The sequence below is a fragment of the Paenibacillus radicibacter genome, from assembly GCF_024721995.1.
Classification (GTDB): Bacteria; Bacillota; Bacilli; order Paenibacillales; family NBRC-103111; genus Paenibacillus_AM; species Paenibacillus_AM radicibacter.
Map to the genome: position 1 here is coordinate 64,627 of NZ_JANQBC010000013.1, position 21,404 is coordinate 86,030.

Annotated in this window: 18 protein-coding genes; 8 read left to right on the forward strand and 10 right to left on the reverse strand. The window is 44.6% G+C overall.

Annotated features, from left to right (window positions below; translation table 11 throughout):
- Window positions 1-9: 9 nt before the first annotated feature.
- From NV379_RS21410 to NV379_RS21420, 3 genes are all read right to left on the reverse strand, one after another.
- Window positions 10-858 carry an AraC family transcriptional regulator gene (locus NV379_RS21410; protein ID WP_258209387.1) on the reverse strand — a complete coding sequence of 283 codons (849 nt, stop codon included), beginning with the start codon at window positions 856-858 and terminating at the stop codon, window positions 10-12.
- Between the two features lie 114 nt (window positions 859-972).
- Entirely contained in the window at window positions 973-1,461 is a 489-nt protein-coding gene (gene msrC, locus NV379_RS21415; RefSeq protein WP_258209388.1) for a free L-methionine (R)-S-oxide reductase MsrC, read from the reverse strand.
- Window positions 1,462-1,495: 34 nt separating this feature from the next.
- The gene (locus tag NV379_RS21420) at window positions 1,496-3,139 is read right to left on the reverse strand and encodes an aminotransferase-like domain-containing protein (protein ID WP_258209389.1); all 1,644 of its coding nucleotides are present in this window, start codon (window positions 3,137-3,139) and stop codon (window positions 1,496-1,498) included.
- A gap of 201 nt (window positions 3,140-3,340) precedes the next feature.
- Here NV379_RS21420 and NV379_RS21425 point away from each other — a divergent pair, with 201 nt between their 5' ends.
- From NV379_RS21425 to NV379_RS21435, 3 genes are all read left to right on the forward strand, one after another.
- The gene (locus NV379_RS21425; RefSeq protein WP_258209390.1) at window positions 3,341-3,955 is read left to right on the forward strand and encodes a GNAT family N-acetyltransferase; all 615 of its coding nucleotides are present in this window, start codon (window positions 3,341-3,343) and stop codon (window positions 3,953-3,955) included.
- 160 nt (window positions 3,956-4,115) lie between these two features.
- A complete protein-coding gene (locus tag NV379_RS21430) occupies window positions 4,116-5,420 on the forward strand; it encodes an aminotransferase class I/II-fold pyridoxal phosphate-dependent enzyme (RefSeq protein ID WP_258209391.1) in 1,305 nt (434 codons plus the stop codon).
- A 148-nt stretch (window positions 5,421-5,568) separates the two neighbouring features.
- A complete protein-coding gene (locus NV379_RS21435) occupies window positions 5,569-7,383 on the forward strand; it encodes an FAD-dependent oxidoreductase (RefSeq protein WP_258209392.1) in 1,815 nt (604 codons plus the stop codon).
- A 79-nt stretch (window positions 7,384-7,462) separates the two neighbouring features.
- On the opposite strand, the gene NV379_RS21440 is transcribed toward NV379_RS21435, so the two are convergent.
- Window positions 7,463-8,047 (reverse strand): TetR/AcrR family transcriptional regulator, encoded by a 585-nt coding sequence (locus tag NV379_RS21440; RefSeq protein WP_258209393.1) that lies wholly within the window; start codon window positions 8,045-8,047, stop codon window positions 7,463-7,465.
- 175 nt (window positions 8,048-8,222) lie between these two features.
- Here NV379_RS21440 and NV379_RS21445 point away from each other — a divergent pair, with 175 nt between their 5' ends.
- Both NV379_RS21445 and NV379_RS21450 read left to right on the forward strand, forming a co-directional pair.
- A complete protein-coding gene (locus tag NV379_RS21445) occupies window positions 8,223-11,144 on the forward strand; it encodes an MMPL family transporter (protein ID WP_258209394.1) in 2,922 nt (973 codons plus the stop codon).
- Between the two features lie 201 nt (window positions 11,145-11,345).
- A complete protein-coding gene (locus NV379_RS21450) occupies window positions 11,346-11,780 on the forward strand; it encodes a flavodoxin domain-containing protein (RefSeq protein WP_258209395.1) in 435 nt (144 codons plus the stop codon).
- 60 nt (window positions 11,781-11,840) lie between these two features.
- On the opposite strand, the gene NV379_RS21455 is transcribed toward NV379_RS21450, so the two are convergent.
- Complete coding sequence (locus tag NV379_RS21455; RefSeq protein WP_258209396.1) at window positions 11,841-13,364, reverse strand: MDR family MFS transporter; 1,524 nt, start codon at window positions 13,362-13,364, stop codon at window positions 11,841-11,843.
- 158 nt (window positions 13,365-13,522) lie between these two features.
- Here NV379_RS21455 and NV379_RS21460 point away from each other — a divergent pair, with 158 nt between their 5' ends.
- Window positions 13,523-14,011, forward strand: a complete 489-nt coding sequence (locus NV379_RS21460; RefSeq protein ID WP_373426145.1) for a MarR family winged helix-turn-helix transcriptional regulator — start codon at window positions 13,523-13,525, stop codon at window positions 14,009-14,011.
- A gap of 56 nt (window positions 14,012-14,067) precedes the next feature.
- Here the strand turns inward: NV379_RS21460 and NV379_RS21465 are convergent, their stop codons facing one another.
- The 5 genes from NV379_RS21465 to NV379_RS21485 form a co-directional block, all read right to left on the reverse strand.
- Window positions 14,068-14,610 carry a hypothetical protein gene (locus tag NV379_RS21465; RefSeq protein ID WP_258209397.1) on the reverse strand — a complete coding sequence of 181 codons (543 nt, stop codon included), beginning with the start codon at window positions 14,608-14,610 and terminating at the stop codon, window positions 14,068-14,070.
- 1 nt (window position 14,611) lies between these two features.
- Window positions 14,612-16,048: a DEAD/DEAH box helicase gene (locus NV379_RS21470; RefSeq protein WP_258209398.1), complete on the reverse strand. Its 1,437-nt coding sequence runs from the start codon at window positions 16,046-16,048 to the stop codon at window positions 14,612-14,614.
- Between the two features lie 119 nt (window positions 16,049-16,167).
- Window positions 16,168-17,298 (reverse strand): copper amine oxidase N-terminal domain-containing protein, encoded by a 1,131-nt coding sequence (locus tag NV379_RS21475; protein WP_258209399.1) that lies wholly within the window; start codon window positions 17,296-17,298, stop codon window positions 16,168-16,170.
- A 64-nt stretch (window positions 17,299-17,362) separates the two neighbouring features.
- Window positions 17,363-18,139, reverse strand: a complete 777-nt coding sequence (locus tag NV379_RS21480) for an SDR family NAD(P)-dependent oxidoreductase (RefSeq protein WP_258209400.1) — start codon at window positions 18,137-18,139, stop codon at window positions 17,363-17,365.
- Between the two features lie 99 nt (window positions 18,140-18,238).
- Window positions 18,239-18,697, reverse strand: coding sequence for a chemotaxis protein CheX (locus NV379_RS21485; RefSeq protein WP_258209401.1), 459 nt, complete (start codon window positions 18,695-18,697; stop codon window positions 18,239-18,241).
- Window positions 18,698-18,898: 201 nt separating this feature from the next.
- Between NV379_RS21485 and NV379_RS21490 the strand changes: the two genes are divergently transcribed.
- Together NV379_RS21490 and NV379_RS21495 are read left to right on the forward strand one after the other, a co-directional pair.
- Window positions 18,899-20,569: a PAS domain-containing sensor histidine kinase gene (locus NV379_RS21490; RefSeq protein ID WP_258209402.1), complete on the forward strand. Its 1,671-nt coding sequence runs from the start codon at window positions 18,899-18,901 to the stop codon at window positions 20,567-20,569.
- Window positions 20,514-21,380: a TIGR01457 family HAD-type hydrolase gene (locus tag NV379_RS21495; RefSeq protein ID WP_308860317.1), complete on the forward strand. Its 867-nt coding sequence runs from the start codon at window positions 20,514-20,516 to the stop codon at window positions 21,378-21,380. Before NV379_RS21490 ends, NV379_RS21495 begins: the two co-directional genes overlap by 56 nt.
- Window positions 21,381-21,404: the final 24 nt, after the last annotated feature.

Below are 21,404 nucleotides of genomic sequence, written 5' to 3' on the forward strand. Positions count from 1 at the left end.
CATCTCCTTCTACTCAATAGGAATGTACAATTGCAGGCAGTTCTCGATGTTATTTGCAATAAAGTCTTTATCGTAATACTCAAAGCTGTAATGCAGAGCAGGTCTGAGTCCATGCGTGGGTAATAGATGCTTATAGATGTGCTCAATGGCGTAGGGAATGCTCTCAATCTTATTTTCCAATTGAAAGACAGCATATTGATGAGAAGGGATTCGCTCGCAAGTCCACCTATCAGGATATTGTTCTAGGCTGTCGACCTCAATAGCTGCCAAGTAATAAGGTGTATTCGATGCATCTAGCGATTCATAGCCATAACCGATGACTTGATCGGGATTTATCCCTAGTTTGAACAGCTCATCATAGAAACGGTTCCACAGCTGCGAGATTCGGTTGTTATCAAACTCTCCCGTCAGGTGTAATCCAGCAATTATAGTCTCTGGCTTATGAACAATCTGTACTTCCTCGCGAACTGGAAACTTGATTTTATGAAGCCATTGGCTAGTTAAAGGTTCTTTATACAAATTGCGATGATGCATCCCCTGTTTGCGGTATCTTAGTGGAGTTAGACCCATGTAGGTGGTGAATGCCCTTGTAAAAGCTTCATGTGAAGCATATCCGACATCAACCGCGATCTGCAGTATAGATACTTTCGTATCGATTAAAGCATAGGTGGCCCGTGTTAACCTGCGCTTGCGAACATAATCATTGAAGCTCTCCTTCGTCACCGCCTTGAACAGTCGGGTAAAATGAAACTTCGAGAAAGTCGCCTGCTTCGCCACTTCATCTAACGTTATCTCTTGATCGATTCGCTCCTCCATCCAAACAATTGCCCTGAGCATACTGCTGTCATACATATTCATCTGTCACCCCCTCCTGACTTGCATAATCTTATGATAAACGGAAATTTATTTTCATTTTTGATTTGAATTGCGATCTTTCTCTTTCTATTTTTCAAAAAAAGACCCCGAAGGGTCTTATTTGTTGTGCGTTTCTATCAGCACCGCTGTGAATTTCTCGAGCATCTGTTGATCGACTTCGTCAAAACGATCTTTAATAGGTGCATCAATATCAAGCACACCGATAACCTCGCTACCGACGATTAACGGTATAACAATTTCGGATTGAGAAGCTGCGTCACACGCAATGTGACCCGGGAATTCATGTACATCTGCCACACGAAGGGTTTCCCGATTTTGTGCGGAAGTACCGCATACACCGCGTCCAAGTGGAATACGCGTACATGCAGGCAATCCTTGGAATGGCCCAAGTGCGAGTTCATTCTTATCATCCATGAGGTAAAAACCGACCCAATTGATCTGATCCATGAATTGATTAAGGAGTGCGGAAGCATTCGCTAAATTCGCAATCCAGCTTGGCTCACCGTCTATTAGTGCACGTAATTGCTTAATGACAAGTTCGTATTGTTCTTGTTTATTACCTTCATAACCTTGCGTTTGGAACATAGGTAACCCTCCTCTATCCTCTACTATTTCTCTATTATAATGGATGCAGTTTCGATGTCGAGCAAGAGATGTCGTACATCATTTCAACAGCTTCCTCTAACTCTTCTAATGTAAAATGCGAGAAACTAAAACTTGCCCCAACCTTACCTTCGGGCAGTAGATGGCGTGCCGATACTTCGATCCAATCCAAACCGGACTTTCGACAAGCCTGTTTGTATGTCGCATAGGACTCCGAATTATGCTTCCACCAGCCAAACACATGAAGCCCCGAATCACATTCCACCCAGTCGAATAGATGAGTAAGTTTATTTTGCAACAGTCCTATGAAAAATTCATATTTGCGCGCATACACGCGCTTCATCCGGCGCAAGTGACGCTCATAAGCGCCACTTCGCATAAAGGCAGCGAGCGCTCGCTGCATAACGAGCCCCGTCGATACGGGTTCGTACATCCGCTTCGCGGCGACAAAAGCTGCCGTCAGCCCTTCCGGCAGCACCGCATAGGCGATGCGCAGCGTCCGCAGCATCGTCAGCGTGAACGTGCCGATGTAGACGACGCGTCCATCGGCATCAAGCCGCTTGAGCGGCTCAAGCGGCCGCCCGCGGTGGCGGAACTCGCTGTCATAATCGTCTTCGACGATGACAGCATCGTGCTCCGCCGCCCACCGCAGGAGCGCTTGGCGCCGCTCCAAGGGCAGCACCGAGCCAGTTGGGAACTGGCGGCTCGGTGTAACATGCAGCAGCCGCGCGTCCCACGGCTGCGGAACAATCCCGCTTGCGTCCACCGACGCAAGCAGCACTTCACCGCCCGCAGCCTGAGCAGCGCGGGCGACCGGGCTGTAGCCCGGGCTCTCGATCACGACGCGATCGCCCGGACTCACGAGCAGCTGCGCGAGTAGTGCGATCGCCTGCATCGAGCCGTTGACAATCACGATCTGCTCAGCCTTCGCGTCAATCCCCCTTGATCGCTGGACATGCTGTGCAATCGCTTCACGCAGTTCCAAGCTGCCTTCCGTCAGATGAAGATCACGCTCATGCTGCTGCGACATCATCCGCACTTCCTCATGAACACAACGATTCCACTCCACAACTGGAAAATAACGTAGATCAGGTAATGCCTGCTGAAATGCCCACCTCACATTCAGTCGCTCTTTACCGTCAACCTCACTAGAACCCCCGACATCAGCAAGATTGCTCCCATTAGCCTGGAACCTGTCACCCCAGTGGACTTTACGTTTATTTCCCCTGTTGTTCACACTACCTGTCGAACTTCTTCTATTCTGCTCTACATCATCTTCTTCCCGATTCGGTTGCACCCACAATTCAGCCACACGCTCACCCCAAGCAGACAATCGAATGGTCGTCCTCACATCAGACTGCCCTGCCTGAACATCCTTCATATCATTATTACGATCAACTTTCCGATCGTCTGAATATGCCACGAACGTCCCTCGACCAAGCTCTCCTCGCAAATACCCTTCTGCAATCAACGTCTCATAGACCGTGTTCACTGTTCCTCTTGCCAGTCCATATGAGTTTGCCAAATCACGCGACGATGGAAGCTTTGCTCCACTTGCAAGTTCACCTGCAACAATTCGATCACGAAGCGCATAATAAAGCGCGGTTGTCTTACTTGTATATTTTTCCATATAAAGTAAATAAGGCAGATGAAAATCCATTACACACACCCCTATACGATTTTAGACGCTCTTATCTAAACACAAACTCTCTTACCTGATCACACTTCTAATTACTCCCCATCCTATCATGAAATTTAATAATTGGTATATTGAAACTTATTTAAATTGGTCCTTCTGATCGAACCACTTCTACTCTACAATAAAATCAAATTCAACCATTCGATTTGAGGTGTATCAACCATGACAACTGATCTAATCACAAGTATGAATGCCCATAACCCCATCACATTAGAGGGCTCACGCGTTAAGCTTCTCCCCATGCAAGAGGCACATATCGAGGCACTATTCCATGCCAATCATCACCCAGAAATCCTAGAACTGCCCTATTCTGCAAGCTTCCATACGCTAGAGGATGCAGCATCTTATGTACGCACTGCCTTACAAGAACGTGAGAACGGGATCTCGATGCCCTTTGTCATTTGGGACAACCAGTATGGAGAGATCATCGGCTCGACACGCTTTCATACCCTATCACAAGAAAATCGCTCAACAGAGATCGGCTGGACATGGTATAACCCAAAAGTATGGCGTACAAGAGTGAATACCGAGTGCAAGTATTTACTACTTCGTCATTGCTTTGAAATATGGGGGCTTGTCCGTGTGCAATTAAAGGCAGATGCACGTAATGAGCGATCCAAGACAGCCATTTTGCGTCTTGGTGCAACCCATGAAGGGACTTTACGCAAACATTTGAAACTACAGGACGGATTCATTCGCGATACTGCAATGTTCAGCATGATTAGCGAGGAATGGCCAGCCGTTAAAGCGAAGTTGGAATTGGCCATGCAACGCTAATCTTGTCTCATTCCTCACCGATTCCATGACAGATTATCAAACATCACTGTAAACCATCTCTTTTGTGCCTTTCCTGCTCATTTCTAACGGTGACGTAACATGTCATAAATGTTATAATTGGGGCAAAAATATGTATTGTAACATTGGAAGGATGAATCGAATGAACGAGCTAGCTCAAACGCTTAACGAAACCTTGCAACGCGAAAACCCTCATGTATACGAAATGCTTTCTGATCTTGCAAAAAAGATTTATTTCCCAAAAGAAGGCATCCTAAGTCAGTCTGCTGAGGCGAAAGCGAAAGCCAATAAATACAATGCAACAATCGGTATCGCTGTTGAGAATGGTCAACCGATGCACCTTAAAGTCATCCAAGATACACTATCCACTTATGCACCTAAAGATATTTATGAATATGCACCTCCTGCTGGTAAGCCTGAACTTCGTACAGCTTGGAGAGCGAAGATGTTAGTCGAGAATCCGTCTCTTGAAGGTAAGTTGTTCGGTAACCCGATCGTAACGAATGCACTTACACATGGTCTTAGTATTGCTGCTGATTTGTTCGCTGATGTTGGCGACGCAGTCATTATCCCGGATAAAAATTGGGAAAATTACGAATTAACTTTCGGTATCCGTCGTGGTGCTGAAATCGTGAACTACCCGTTATACAACGAGCAAGGCACATTCAACGCTGAAGGCTTGAAGAATGCAATTCTTGCTCAACAAAGCAAAGGTAAAGCTTTCGTCGTGCTGAACTTCCCGAACAACCCAACAGGTTACACACCTAATGCGGTTGAAGGTAAAGAAATCATCGCTGCGATACAAGCTGGTGCTGAAGCAGGTATTAACGTTGTCGTTGTTACAGACGATGCATACTTCGGACTATTCTTCGAAGATTCTCTGCAAGAATCCTTATTCGGTCAATTAGCTGACTTGCACCCACGCGTACTTGCAATTAAAGTCGATGGTGCAACGAAAGAAGAATATGTATGGGGCTTCCGCGTAGGTTTCATCACGTATGCAGGTAAGAGCGAAGCACTTCTTAGCGCACTTGAGCAGAAGACAATGGGCGTAATCCGTGCGACAATCTCATCAGGTCCACACCCAACACAAACTTTCGTCCTTCATGCGCTTAAATCACCTGAGTTCGAAGCTCAAAAGCAAGAGAAATTCGCAATCATGAAAGGCCGTGCGAACCGTGTAAAGCATTTGCTTGACACAGGCAAGTTCGATGGCGCTTGGGACTACTACCCATTCAACTCCGGCTACTTCATGTGCTTAAAATTAAAAACAGTTGAAGCAGAGACACTTCGTACTCACCTGTTACAACAATACGGCATCGGAACAATTGCACTAGGTGAAACCGATCTTCGTGTTGCATTCTCTTGTATTGAAGAAGAGAACCTTGACGAATTGTTTAGCCTCATCTTCCAAGGTGTGCAAGATTTAGAGACAGTTAGAGCTTAATAGTTAGAATACAATAAGGCACGCTTTCGCTTACGATGCGAAGTGTGCCTTTTTTCGACTATAAAATTAGAATTTTACAAATATGTATATCCACATAACAGGCTCCATGCTATGCTAAACCTATCTTCCGACAAAAGGGGCCTCGTTCATGCAAATTCCGCAACATGTTAAGAAACTAACATTAATTGCACTACTTAGCATCGCTTGTTTAGCTGTAGTTGGCACGATTGTTTGGGCTGCACTGCCTGATCGTAGTTCAAGCCTTACCCAACCTGCTACAGGTACACAAGGAAACAACACTTCCCCATCACCAGATCAAACATCAACGGAGCAGAAACCTAGCACACCGCAGCCCTCTGCAACCCCAAACACAAGTGAGCAAGACAAATCAACACCAACCTCAACACCATCATCAACACCAACTGATTCGTCCAATACAAATAATCACTATGATGTGGTCATGATTGGCAGCGAGATTGAAGGCTTGTACTTAGCACGCGCTGCTGCTGATGAAGGTTTATCCGTCAAAATTATTGATCCACGAGATGCATTCGGTGGACAACTTCTTCAAGGTCAAATGTTGTTCTTGGATGAAGCACGCGACGGCGCACAGAAAACACTTCTTCAAGGTCGTGTCAAAGGCTTGTTTGACGGCTTTAAGCAAGGTAAAATTCGCAAATTAAATGAGTTCGAGCAATATGTCAACAAAGTAAAAGGCACGATTCCTGTCGAGCAAGATGTTCAGATCACGAAGATCAACACGAAACCAGGAGATCACGGACAAGAACAGATTACAGATCTTACATACACATCCAAGCAGAACGGCACACAGACGATCTCGGCTGATTACTGGGTTGATAACAGCGATTATGCTGCGCTGATCAGTCAATTAAAGACGAAGCGTCTTGCTGGTCTTGAAAAATTGTACGCATTGAAACAAATCGAATATATGTGTGCCGGTATGATGATGAAGTTCAAGAATGTGGATTGGAACAAATTCAACGCGAGCTTAAGCGCAATGACCGGCGAAGAACGTCATGCCAAGTACGGCTCCGGCTACGTCAATGAAACGTTCGCTATCGGTCTTACGAAAGTAACAGACAGCTACAAACCAAGTAATGAGCGCGTACGTTTGCGGGGACTTAATGCCCTGCATCAACGTAACGGCGATGTGATCATCAACGCACTACTTGTGTACAATATCGATCCATCTAAACCAGAATCCATTGAAACAGCAGTCAGCCTCGGTCAGAAGGAGACCGCACTTATCCTTGAACATTTCCGTAAGACGCTGCCAGGTTGGGAGAATGCCGCTCTTGGCGAGCAGCCAACGTACCCGTATATTCGCGAATACAATCATTATGAAACCGAATATGTACTTGAAGCGTCTGATATGTTAGGTGGCAAAATGTTCTGGGATAACGTCAGCATTGCCGGCTATCCGCTTGATCTTCAAGGTGTCACCGATGTGAAAGGCGGCATCGAGATGGGACGACCTGACAAGTACGGCATGCCACTTCGCAGCTTCCTATTGCCGAACTACGACAATGTCATTACAGCTGGTAAGAATGTCGGTTCGTCTGCTATCGCCTACGGCTCAGCACGCATTCAACCGAATACCTCGATTGCTGCTGAATCCATCGGTGTTATTCTTGGACAGATCAAAGGTAAAAAGAAGCTCAAAGATTTGAAAGAGCAAGACATGACAGAGCTGCATCAATACTTAGCAAGCCGTTATCAAATCAAATTAACAGGGGTTAAAGGGGAGAATAAACTCGCAGGATGGACAGAGGATGAAATTGCACAGCTTAACGATGGCAAGATCTTGTTCCCAAGCTATTCGAAGAAACGTGTACCTGCCAAAAAGCCTGCACCAAGTTCATCTACTAAACCTTCACCCTCACCTTCTCCAACCGCAAAGCCAAAGACAGGCATAATCGAGCATAAGAAGATCAACACATAAGTGGAAGTCCTTATACGGAAAGAGGCAGTATCCAAAGGTGATTCTACCACCTTCAGGATACTGCCTCTTTATTCTGTAATTAAGGATGAACGGCAATAGAACGGAAGAACAGTTCGAAAGTAATGGCCATGTGCCCTGACAGATCTTCATCTCCGCGTCCGATACTCCATAACAGTCTTGCACCAAGAAAAGTTTGAATAGCAAGCTCTGCAATCATCTCCGGTGGCATAGACTTAATCAATTCACCACGTTCTTGCCCAACTGCAGCCACTTCCGTCAACGCCTCTGTCAACTCTTCAATCTGCTCAACCATGTTCTGAATGGAATTGGCATTCGTCAGATTTCCTTGGCACACTGCCAGCACAAGCGGCCGGCTTAACTTAAGCTGGTGATCAATATTCGCAATGATATTCCGAATATGCGGAATTAAAGGTCCGGGTTTGTCTTTAATTTTCTGAACTTCTTCCACAGCAAACATCAATTGTACATCGCAAAATATATCTTCTTTACAAGCAAAATAGTTAAAGAAAGTTCCCTTTGCTACCCCTGCTCGCTCCGTAATTTGATGAACCGTTGTCGCCTCATAGCCTTGCTCAGCAAATAAATACATTGCCGATTGGATGATTTTTTCACGCGTTATACGCTTCTTCTCTTCACGTTTCATGCGCTTCTCCTGTCCATACTTGAATTAGAAACATTATAGCCTGAAAAGTGATACGCTTACAACACTTTTCATTTAATGACTGCCGGTCAAAATAAGTGTTGACCTCAAGTCATTTTTTTATTATAAATAGATTAGTTTAAATAAACAGATTAATAAAATCGATGGAGGGAACAACATGATTGATGCTTGGTTAAAGATAATGGCGAAGTTCAAATGGCTCGTCGTAGCCGTCTGGATTATCGCCGCAGTTGCTTCTGTATTCGTCTTTCCAGACCTGAAGCAAATTGTGCGTACCACAGAATGGAAGTTCGTTCCCAAGGATGCGGATTCCGCTAAATCGGCACAAATTCTGGAAACTATGGATCCTGACCGCAAGTCCAAATCTAATGCAGTTATTGTTCTTAATCGTGAAGATGGACTAACGGACAGTGATCATAAGTGGCTACAAGATAAAGTCACCAAACTATCCAATGATTCATCCACTTACGGTATTACAGGCGTACTATCAGCATCTGTCGATCCTGCCGTTGCTGAGAAGTTTCTATCCAAAGATGGTACTACCGAGCTTGTCATCGTCGAATTCCCTAGGGAAGTGCAAGCCGCAACCACAGGAGATTCGGTTAAACTTGTCAAAAGTATATTTGGCGACACGCCAGCAGGGGCAACAGTTGATTTCACAGGATCAGCCCCCATTTTCATCGACTATAACCAATCGACAGAGTCAGGTCTTGCCAAAAGCGAACTACTCACGCTCGCTCTCGTCATCATTATTCTACTCATCGTATTCCGATCTCCTATAGCCCCTCTTGTGCCACTCATCACGATTGGAATTGCCGTTGTACTCAGCCGAGGCATCATCGCATCACTTACCTATCTCGGACTGCCCGTCTCCACGTTTACAGAAACCTTCCTCATTGCGATCTTGTTCGGTGCAGGTACCGATTACTGCATTCTACTCATCCATCGTTACCGCGAGGAATTAACGCGCACAACAGACCGTGTGGAAGCACTTATAAGGACAGTTAAAACCGTTGGTAAAACCGTCTTATTCGCTGGAAGTACGGTGTTCATTGCCTTTTTCTTAATTGGTTTTGCCAAATTTGGATTGTATCAATCTGCCGCTGGTGTTGCGGTTGGAATGGCCGTCACGCTGCTTGCTGCAGTTACATTTACACCGGCGATCATGCTCATTTTCGGACCTGCCTTGTTCTGGCCCGTTCGCACGAAGCCAGGTCAAAATAAGCATCATGATTCAAAACTATGGGGTGCAATGGGGAACTTAGCTGCCAAGCGATCAGGTATTGTTCTTCTGGTCTGTCTCGTCGTCCTATCCCCCTTCATGTTGTTATACCAGGGTAATCGTTCCTTCGATGACCTGGGTGAGATGAATCAGAGTGCATCTGCGGTTAAAGGTTTCCGTACAGTCGAAGAGAAGTTCTCATCAGGCGAAGTACTGCCGGTCACCATTGCTGTATCTTCCAACACTTCCATGCGCACACCTGAAGCATTAGCAGCGTTAGAACGTGCAAGTGCAGACGCGGCTAAAGTAGCCAATATTAAAGAAGTTCGTTCTGCCGCACGACCACTCGGTGAGCAAATAATCGAATTAACCGTTCCGAACCAACTTTCGAAGACCAACGATGCCCTAACCGAGTTAGGCAGCGGGGTAACTAAAGTTGGAGATGGCTTGAAGCAAGCCCAAACCGAAATAACGAATAAATCTGGTGAACTTGATAAGCTTATCCAAGGTGCGAATCAAATTGCAGACAATCTCAAAGCTTCACAAGGCGGTTTAAACCAGATCGCAAGCGGCATTAGTCAATCTAATAACGGAGCTGTGCAGCTATCTGGAGCATTAAGTCAACTTTCCCAAACTTCACAATCCATGAATGCAGACCTTGCAAGTCTGGTGCAAGCATTCCCTGATCTTGCGAATAACCCTACCTATCAAGCGCTCGTAGCTAAGAATCAAGGTGTTGCTGGTGGTTTATCCCAAACTTCAGGAGGACTCCAAGGTTTGACTCAAGGTCTTGCGCAGCTAACAGCCCCAACCAAGCAATTAACAGATGGACTTGGGCAGCTGGCAACTGGGCAAACTCAAGTTGCATCTGGAGTCAGTGAACTAAAGAACGGACTTGGGCAATTCGCTAGTGGCCTTGGCGAAGGAAATAGTGGTCTTACCAAAATTTCAGATGGAATTAAACAAGTCGTAGATGCACAGCAAGGTATCGCGGACAATAGCTCGAACCAGATTGCCGGTTGGTATATGCCTAAAGGACTGCTCGATGAATCCAATGAATTAAGCAAAGCGCTCGATATGTATATGTCCAAAGACGGCAAAATTGCAAAGCTAGAAGTCGTACTTTCAATTAACCCCTACTCCAAAGAAGCCATGGCAACGATGGATGTACTGCGTGATACCGTTACACAAAGTTTAAAAGGCACTGCCATCTCAAACCCTGACATTAAACTTGCGGGTACAACCGCACAATACAGTGAACTTAAAGGCATCTCTGCATCTGATTTCTTAAAGACAGCGGCACTCATGATTGCAGGTATTTACATCGTGCTTGCCCTGCAACTACGTTCTTTACTCATGCCGCTCTATCTACTATTAGCGCTCATGTTCAACTATTTTGTCACGATGGGCATTCTCGAATTTATATTCGTCTATTTATTAGGTGCCTCTGGCTTGTCATGGACTGTATCCTTCTTCTTGTTCGTCATTATTGTAGCGCTCGGTGTCGATTACAATATATTCTTAAGCGCAAGGTTCAAGGAGGAATATCGCCCTGGTGAAGTCGTTCCTGCCTTGCTTAAAGCGATGAAATCCACGGGTGGAGTCATTATATCCGCGGCAGTCATCATGGCGGGTACGTTCGCAGCCTTAATGCCTGCCGGCGTTACGACTTTACTTCAAATCGGAGCTGGAATCGTCATCGGGCTTACAATCTATACGACCATTGTGATGGGGCTTATGATTCCTTCTCTAACTGTTATGTTCGGCGAAGCGAATTGGTGGCCATTCCGCAAAAATAGATCTGAAAAGCACAAAGACCACGATACTTCGATAACCCCTATTGAAGTTGAAGCATAAGTGATATGTAAATGGATCCCCATAGAATAGACACTTGAAAAAAGTGTTTACGCTATGGGGATCCATTTCATTTATTGCAAAAAGACTATTTAATCGTTATTATTAACAATACATATATTACGTAAATCAAGATTCTAGATTAAAAAGTATATCGATAAACAAGATTGTTTTTAGTAAAATAACAGAAAAGGATGATACCCTATGGCACTGCTCGTACTCTATGCAACAAAAACTGGTGCAGCAACGCAATGCGCCAATAAGTTAGCCGAAGCTGTACCCTCATGTACAGTGATCAACCTAGAAACGGAGAAACCCGATCTTGCTTCATTCGATCGTATTATTGTCGGCGCCGGTGTTAGGGACGGCAAAATATACAAGTTAACTCGCGACTTCATCAAAAAGAATCAAGCAGAACTACTAAACAAAAAAATGGGTTATTTTATTTGCAACGAGAAACCCAAGGAAACGCAAGAAATCTTCGAACGCAATATCCCCGATGCTCTAAAAGCTGCAGCTGTCTGTATGGAATCATTCGGTGGCTACAAAGCCTACAAAGCGCCAAGCAAGGATGAAGATCAGTTAAAGGGAATCTTCGTAGATCGAATCGCCGAATTCGCAGATAAATTCAAATCCTAGACGCAAAAACAAGACCTGCACATTACGCGGGTCTTGTTTTTATTTATAGGTATTATGCGATTAGTGTGATGACGAATAAGCGTCCATTTCACTTGCTGGATCAAATTTTTCCTTACTCATGAATAATGCTGCGACCAGTGCAATCGCTGCAGGTACAATTGCCCATGCGAACGTGTACACAAGTGATGAGGTTAGAGCTTCCGAAATTTTATCTAGAACAGGAGCAGGTATGCTGCTTCTAGTGTCTGGAGTCAACATTTTGCTCGGATCAATAAGATTAACGCCATTCGAAGCCTCTCCCCCGCTTCCGAAGATCGTAGCCAATTTTTTTGCGAAAATTTGACTTTGAATCATACCGAATATCGTGATGCCAAGCGTCATGCCAAGCTCCCTGTTAAAGTTCAGTGTCGAGCTTGCTGACCCTCGCTGTCTAACTGCAAACCCATGAATAGCAGCATTGCTTAATACCGAGAACGATGAACCAATACCTAGACCGACCAGAATCATGAATACCGTGACGATGAATCGCGACGAATCGGTCGTTAAGGTAGTAAGAAGTGCCATGCCGATCATAAGAAGCGTCAAGGTTGGAATCATAATTGTGCGATATTTGAATTTAGTTAGTAAAGCCCCTCCACCTCCCGCCGTTACAACTGACCCAAGCATCATCGGAAGTAGGACGAGTCCTGATTTTATTGCCGAACCACCAAGAACACCCTGAATGAACACTGGAATGTAGATGGAAGCCGTAATGAATGCAGCACCACTGAAGATGGCCATCACATTACTCGTCCAGTAAAGCCGATTCTTGAACATGCTGAACGTGATGATCGGTTCTTCCGCTCGGAGTTCAATAAAGACGAATGCGACCATAAGAATAGCAAATGACGAGAACAACCCGATAATCGTACCCGAATCCCACGCATATTCTTTGCCGCCAAGCTCAAGGGCAAACATCATGCACACAATGGAGCCAATCAGCGTAATAGCACCTAGGTAATCGATCTTCTGCTTCGTATGTTCGACGGACTCTTTATAGAAGAACGCGATGAACACAAGTGCAAGCAAGCCGATTGGCAAGTTAATATAGAATATCCAAGACCAATGGAGATAATCAGTTAAGTAGGCTCCCGCTAGAGGTCCAAATATACTGGACAAACCGAACATAGCCCCAAACAACCCGCCTACTTTCCCTCGTTTATCTGGAGGTACAACGTCGAACATAATCGTGAACGCAATCGGCATGAGTGCCCCGCCGCCAATTCCTTGGATCGCACGATAAATGCTCAATTGCAAGATCGAATCCGCTGTTCCACATAACGCAGATCCAGCCATAAACACGATAATACCAAAAACAAAAAAACGTTTACGACCATACATATCAGACAATTTGCCGAATATCGGCATCCCCGCCATCTCCGCCACCATGTAAGCAGATGTCACCCACATCAGTTGATCGAACCCACCTAAGTCCCCAACAATCGTTCCAATTGCCGTCGCAACAATTGTATTGTCCATCGAGGCCATCAGAATGGATAACAATAACGCCGTAAGGACTAATCCTTGTTTATTACTCTTTGCCATCCTCTCTCACTCCCCCCAAGTAAAAGCGTAATTACACTTTTGCAATGTTAATACCTTTTAGATACAATGAAATCATTAGATATAAGATCATCTAGTATCTTGATATTCTAATATCTTGATTATCAAGATATATTTTATCTTAAAAGGAGGGGTTTCTTTTGTCAATCAAGCAACGGCAACAACCTACTGAACTGCAAGAAAATCTTACGCTCAGTATGCGAAGCCTCGGCAGTCGTACCGTACTTTATCAGCAGAACGTAGCTTCATCCCTGGGTCTATATAACAATGACTTTCTTGCTGTCGATATTCTTCGAAATAAAGGTCCAATTACTGCAGGTGAGTTATCCAAATTGACGGGACTTGCGACAGGCAGTGTCACGACGCTAATTGACCGGCTGGAGAAGTATGGCTATGTCCAAAGGCAGAACGATCCCAATGATCGCCGCAAAGTCATCATCGTACCCATCTATGAAGAGAAGGAAGATGTCAGTGAGACCTACCACACCCTTCATGAAGCAATGATTAATCTTGCCGCTTCGTACACGGATGAAGAGCTAGCTCTTATTAATGCATTTCTAGACAAGGCGAGTGATGTTATAGAAGGTGAAATTTATCGCCTCAGCTCCACTCCACGCACGAAGAAGTAAACGACAAATAAGACCGATATTCCCCAGTGACTAACATGAGGAATATCGGTCTTTATTTATAACGCTAACTTAAACTTAAACACAATCCCGTCATCCTCGAAGACAACATCGCGAATCGCAACCATCTTCGGTAATTGATTTGCAATTGGAATCGTGATCGGCTGCAGGTTCATCCAGTCTTTAGGCAGATGCCACTGCTTAAGCTTTGTCCAAGTATGCTCAACGACGATTGCACCATTGTTCCATAACACATGGAAATACACTTGTACACTCGCTGGAATCTGATCTTTCCAGATGACGTTGGCGTCCATGATAAGCTCTTGACCTTGCAGATCAAAGTTCGCACCTGTAAGTCGAATGTCATGAGGCAGCCTCGTATAGCTTTGAAGCTGTTGCTTCAGCAAGCTGTTAATTTCCTGCTCCGTAAGCTTTACTTCCATTTTACGAGACTGCACAACCTCTTTGATCTTATCTTGAATGGTGAACGGCTTCGCGTCCAGATTCAGTGTCTCTGCTGGCTTAATGTACCATATGAAACCGAAGACTCCGAGAAGAAGAATGACAATAACAACAACGAATACAAGGAGCAGCTTTTTCATACTATTCCTTTTGTTGATCCTTTGCTTTTAGCCACTTTGGAGCCCCTTTGTTCTTACGTTCACGAGCTTCTTCTTTCTTATTCTTCTTCTTGATCGGTGCTGCTTGCGTTTGATTTACTGTCGCTTTCGGTTTTCTTTCGCTAACTGGACTCCCATTGCCTACAGGTTGGCCTTTAACCACTGCTTTATCGCCTGTTTTTGGCACTGATGTTGAGGTAGCTGTCGGTGTAGCCGAAGTTGAAGCCACTTTACGCTCTGCACTTTGACGCGTGGCACGCATTTTCGCACCTGTACCTGGTGCTACCGCTTTACCCTCATACATTTCTTTCGGCTCAATCTGAATACCAAGTTGTTTACCCAACTTGTCAAGAATCCAGACTTCTGGTGGAGTTACAATTGATATAGCCGTCCCTTGTCTACCCATACGTCCTGTACGACCGACACGATGCAAATAATATTCAGCATTAGGCGCAGGATCTAAATGGAAAATATGCGTCACACCTTCAATATCGAGCCCTCGAGCAGCAACGTCTGTCGCAAGTAACAACTTAAATTTCCCGCTTCTAAAGTTCTGCATGACCTGGGCGCGCTCATTTTTACCCGCTTCACCATGTAGGGATTCTACGGATAGGCCAAGATACTTCATCTTAGATAACGTGTCTTCAACATCCGAAGTCACATTCGTAAACACAATAGCGGAATTTGGTTTATACGAATGAACAAGGCGACGTAAGGTATCCATTTTGTTGCGTTCATCCGTTACGAAGTACATATGTTCAATTGTCTCCGCCGTACGTTGGCTTGGATTAATTGCAATATGAACCGGATCAGTCAATTGACTTTCAGCTTCGCGATGCACATCATCCGTAATCGTCGCTGAGAAAAACAACAATTGACGCGAACGCATCATCTTTTTCAAAATTTTATCGACATCACGCGCAGATCCTAGCGTCAACACTTGATCCACTTCATCAATGACAGCCGTCTTCACATGATGCACACTGAGCTTGCGCATATTAAGCAACTCTAGAATACGACCCGGTGTCCCCACAACAACGTGTGGATTTTGTTTCAAGCGATCCACTTGTCTGGACAGCGCCGCGCCGCCAATTAATCCAAGTACACGAATACCGCTTTCACTCTTCTGTGCTAACTGCTCAATCACTCGAACAACCTGCATCCCAAGCTCACGCGTTGGCACGAGAACAACAGCTTGTACATTCTTTGACGCAGCATCTATTTGTTGTAATATCGGCAGCACATAAGCAAGCGTCTTTCCTGTTCCAGTCTGGGACTGTGCAATGATATCTTTTCCAGCTAGAATAACTGGGAATGTTTCTTGCTGAATCGGTGTAGGTGATGTAATTTCTAATTTATGAAGGGCTTGTACCCAATTATCCGTAATGCCAAGCTCTTCGAATGTCTTGCTATTCGTCAATGTTATTGCCTCATTTCTTTCATCTGTTTGCCTTATATTATAAGCGACTCACTCTCGTTCTACAAATACGTCAGCACAATAAAGCCTGACGACACTTATCGTCAGGCTTAACTACTATCTTACCATTTACGAATAATAACTTCATTCGTCTCTTTTACATATTTCACACGCTGCTTTAAATTTTCAGCGACGAATCGAATTGGAATGAGTGCACGATCTTTGATGACCATCGGTGCTACATCAAGCTTCACTTCTTCTCCGTTCACAAGTGCAACCTGTTTGCCAATCCATAACTCAATCACAATGCCGTCGAGTTTGTACGTAATCATCAGATCCTCTTGATCCCACTCGATTGCCGCACCCCAAGCATCCCCTAAGAAACGAAACGGTACCAGCGTCCGCGTATCCTGAATGATCGGAGGGACTTCAAGCAATACCGACTGGCCATTAACTGTTGCAACCTTGTTATCAATTTGCATCTTAACTTCTGTTGTCGGTTTTACTGGTGCCGTTACCGTCACCTCAATGCGATCCGACTTCCCGATCATCTCATTATTGCTATCGTACACTTCAAAATAATATTGATATACATGTCCTGCTCCTGCTGACTCGTCATCGAAAATCGGCTTGTGAAGTCGTCCATTGTTAATCATTGCAAAATCTTGTCCGTTATCTGAGCGATAAACGTCCCAGCCATAATCCACATCTTTCGCACCCACACGAATCGTCACTTGCCCTTCTGGCATATTTCGCTTCAGAATACCGTTATCCGGCTGTTCTATCGGTGTGGTTGATGAATTTTTTTGCAAGACGTAACTAAATTCAACTGCGGAGGACGTTAATTTATGAACCTGTATTTTGGCAAATGTATGATTATGTAGGGCAATTAAATATACCTTATGTAGTTCAATTTGAGTCATCGTCTGATTCATTGCGGCGAAACTTGTAGACTCTTCAAGCGTCCCGTTTACCTTCGCAATGCCTCGTGCGCCAAGCTCCCCTGCTTGTGACACGACAAAGTCAGCATCTGCCTCATTCGGTGTAACTCCATTAATCGATAAACTGAATCCACCATCGAACAATTCATTTTTGTACATTAACATAGGTGAAGTAAGATGATTATAGATCGCATTCTTCGGTTTATCCCATTCGATGATGTCAGCTTCTTCGGCAAGAACAATAGATATCCCGGGTCCAATTAGCATCCAGCATACAGCAACTAGCATTGTGATAATCGACATTCTCTTCATCAGCGGCCCTCATTCCCTTGTACTTTACACCTATATTAGCATACGTCTTAGTGTTGGTTCAGAATTATTTTTTATTTAAAAATTTGACCGAGATACGGTTAAACGTGCGTGGGAATAGTTGGGCAAACTTCGCTCCCAAGGCAAACATGTGCGGCAAGTTCCGCTCATCTTGCTCTTTTTCAATCGCTTGAAGGACAACCTGCGCGACTTTTTCAGGCTTTAGCATGTAATTGCTAATGTTCTTCACATAATTCCCAGTCGGGTCGGCTTTCTCGAAGAATGGTGTTGCAATCGGCCCTGGATTTATTGCCGTTACTTTCACGCCAGAACCTGCAAGCTCTTGACGCAGTGCATTCGTAAGTCCAAGCACTGCATGTTTCGAAGCGGAGTAACCCGTCGATTTCGCCGTACCAATCTTACCTGCGATTGAAGCAATATTCACTACATGACCAGACCCCCGAGCGATCATCTGTGGCAACACCGCTTTCGTACACCGAACAATCCCCATATAATTCACATCCATCATCGCTTCGAATTCCTCAATCGGAGATTCCAAGAATGAAGTGAATACGCCGAATCCCGCATTATTAATCAGAATATCGATTCGACCATATTGCACAATGATTTGTTTCATCGTCTCTTGGGCTGCTGCATCATCGCGGACATCCATCACATACACACCATGTTTGCCCGAGATACCCGCTGCAACTTCATTAAGTTTATGTTCGGCACGTCCGATCAGGACAGGAATCCCACCTTTTGCCGCTATTTGCACGGCCATCTCCGCCCCGATCCCACTCGAAGCTCCTGTAATGACAATCACTTTATTCTGAATTTGCATGAACGACACTCATCCTTTTCTTTTCGCTGTATAAAAGCTCTACCTTAACTTATCCATTCTATATCCAAAACAAAAATAGACGACCTTGTTAGCAGCCGTCTACGAGATTAACACTTGAATATCTAGTTCTCCAATGCCGTCCATAATGAGGGGAACTGTCAATGCTTGTTTCCCATGAAAAGAGTGGGAATGTTCCGAAACAATGAGTACCGGCGGGGTAATATCTACCTTCACACCTTGATTATAAAGAAGTGTTGATGCATTGCCTGAGATCATATTGCTGAGCTCCGAAATCGCACTTTGTCCAATTTCATTCATCTCATCAAGTACAAAACCGCCCATCATGGCAGATACAACTTTAAGAGCAGCAGATTCTGCTAAACCGAATACAATTTCGCCTTGCATATGTCCGGTCATTCCAATTTGAATCCAGATATAATGATCAGTGAGTTTAATGTCTTTAATAGTCAATTGACCCGTAGTTGGACGAACATTAGCAACCTGCTCGAGGACAAATCTTGCAGATTCTAAGAAAGGATTAATATACTCTGCTTTCATCTAACTGATCTCCTCAACATTCGATATGTATCATTTTCTCACATTATAAACGAATATTTGCGCGTCGTATACGCGAACTCGCATATTTTTACAAAATCCATCATTAAAAGTCCATAGAAAATAGTCGAAAAGTACTAAGAAACCTGTTATCATTTAATAAAATATGGAAATAAACCATGATAAAAGGAGTCTTTCAATAATATGTTCGGTTCCGATCAGCGCACGCGTAAATGGTCATTTCTCGTAACGACTCTTCTATTTGTGATCACGATCACAACGCTTACTATGCTTACCAAACTCCTCATTTTTAGCAGTGGTGTTACATTCAGTCATATTCATTTCAAAGAAATTGCATTGATCATTTTCCTCATTGGTTTAAATGCTTGTATTACGATTTATTTACTCCAGCGTATATCCGCTAACGAAAAGCGCTATCGGTCCTTGTTCGATTTTCATGTGGACTCCATTGTTTCCGTCGACTCCTTAGGCAATTTACTGCAGACGAATCAGCAATTTGAACAGATGTGCGGATTCACCCGAGAAGAAATTCAACACTTTCCCTTCAATTTACTTTACAACTTAGATGATGCTGCTATGGTCAAAGAAAACTTTAACTCTACCTTGCAGGGCAATGCCTGTCATTTCGACCTGACACTTCGCCACCGCTCTGGCAAACCCATTATAACCAACGTGACTTTTGTTCCTATCGTTGTATCTAGCAAAACCGAAGGTCTCTATATTATTTTTAAAGATGTAACTGAAATTAGACAGCATAAGAAACAAATTGAACGGCTCCATCGTCACTATCAAATGCTATTGCACTCTGTAACAGACGGAATTATTAGTATGAATAAAGATGCACGAATTACGTTCTGGAACCATACGGCTGAAGGCTTAACAGGATGGACGGCAGATGAAATGTTACAGCAGCACGCTTATAAAATTTTACATGAGACGGACGAGGCTGGAGTTGTCATACCTTTTGAACAAGGCGCCGTGTATCAATCCTTACAAGACGGTTATGTCCGAATGGTGAAAGACGTCCTATTCTGGAAAAAAGATGGTACATATTTCCCAGCGGAATATATGGTCTCTCCGACAATTACCGAAGATGGTTGTCATATCGGGGTTGTCGTCACCTTTAAAGATGTAACCGAACAGATCAAAACGGATGAATTGCTTCGCAAATCGGACAAACTATCGGCAGTTGGACAGCTCGCAGCAGGTGTTGCCCATGAGATTCGCAATCCTTTAACCGCTTTGAAGGGTTTCCTCAAATTATTGCCAGCTACCAGTCCTAAAGAAGAAGGTTACATGGGCATCATGGAAAAAGAATTGCAGCGCATCGAATTTATCGTGAATGAATTCTTATTAGTAGCTAAGCCTCAGACGACGTACTTTGCACCACGTTCTCTTAGCCGAATCTTAGAAACAACAGTTGAATTGCTCCAACTTCAAGCCTTGATGAACGGAATTGAAGTCATTACCGAGATGGAGCCCGATCTTCCTCTAGTCTCTTGTGATGAGAATCAACTCAAACAAGTATTCATTAATATTATTAAAAATGCTTTGGAGGCGATGCCCTCTGGCGGTACACTTCGCATTCAAGCAGGCTATGCAGAAGGCAATGAGCAATTATTCGTACGTGTTCAAGATAATGGCTGTGGAATTGCACCTGAACGACTTCCGCAACTTGGCGAACCTTTTTATTCCACCAAGGAAAAAGGGACTGGTCTTGGACTTATGGTTTCGTATAAAATTATTGAAGCCCATAATGGAAATATGACGATCACGAGCATACTCCAAGTAGGTACCAATGTTGAAATCAACCTGCCGATTGCCGAGGTTGTCCTTACATCTAGAATTAGTTAAGAGAATGGAGTTAAAGTCGATGCATGCTTTTATTATTGATTTAGATGGAACGTTATATAAGGGAAATGAGCCTATTGATGGGGCTGATCGATTTATTGCGAAGCTGTACGAAGAGGGGTATCCTTTTCAACTGGTGACGAACAACTCCTCTCGAACACCCGAAGCTGTAGCTATACATCTCAAGAAATTTAATATCGAGGTGGAAACCGCGAATATTTTCACTTCCGCGCAAGCGACTGTTCAATATTTGCAAGAAGAAAACATAGGTCGCCGCGTGTATATGATTGGCGAAGAAGGTTTAAGAGTCGCTCTTACAGAGGCGGGCTATGAGATTGTCGATGAAGCGCCTGATGCCGTCGTACAGGGCATTGATCGCTCATTTAGCTACGAGAAGCTGGCTACCGCAACGATTCATATTCAAGCGGGTACACGCTTCGTGCTGACGAACCCCGACCATTTGCTGCCTGCAGATGGCAGACTATGGCCCGGCGCAGGTACGATTGCCGCGTCGATAGAGAAAGCGACCGGTCAACAGCCGGTGGTGATCGGTAAACCATCGCCTATCATTATGCGATATGCGATGACAAGACTAGGTGCGGCAGCAGAGCGCACCTGGGTGATCGGTGACAACTGTATCACCGATATAGCGGGCGGTGCGGCTGTCAGCTGCCGCACTGCCCTCGTGCTCACAGGCGTTGCCACCGTGAGCAACTGGCGCGAGCACGCCGAGCACGCGAGCGTGCAGCCCGACCTCGTCTGCGCAAATCTTGACGAGGTGTATGCGCAAGTTACGAACTCGCCGTTGAAATAGATAGCTCAGCGAGGACCTGCTTAC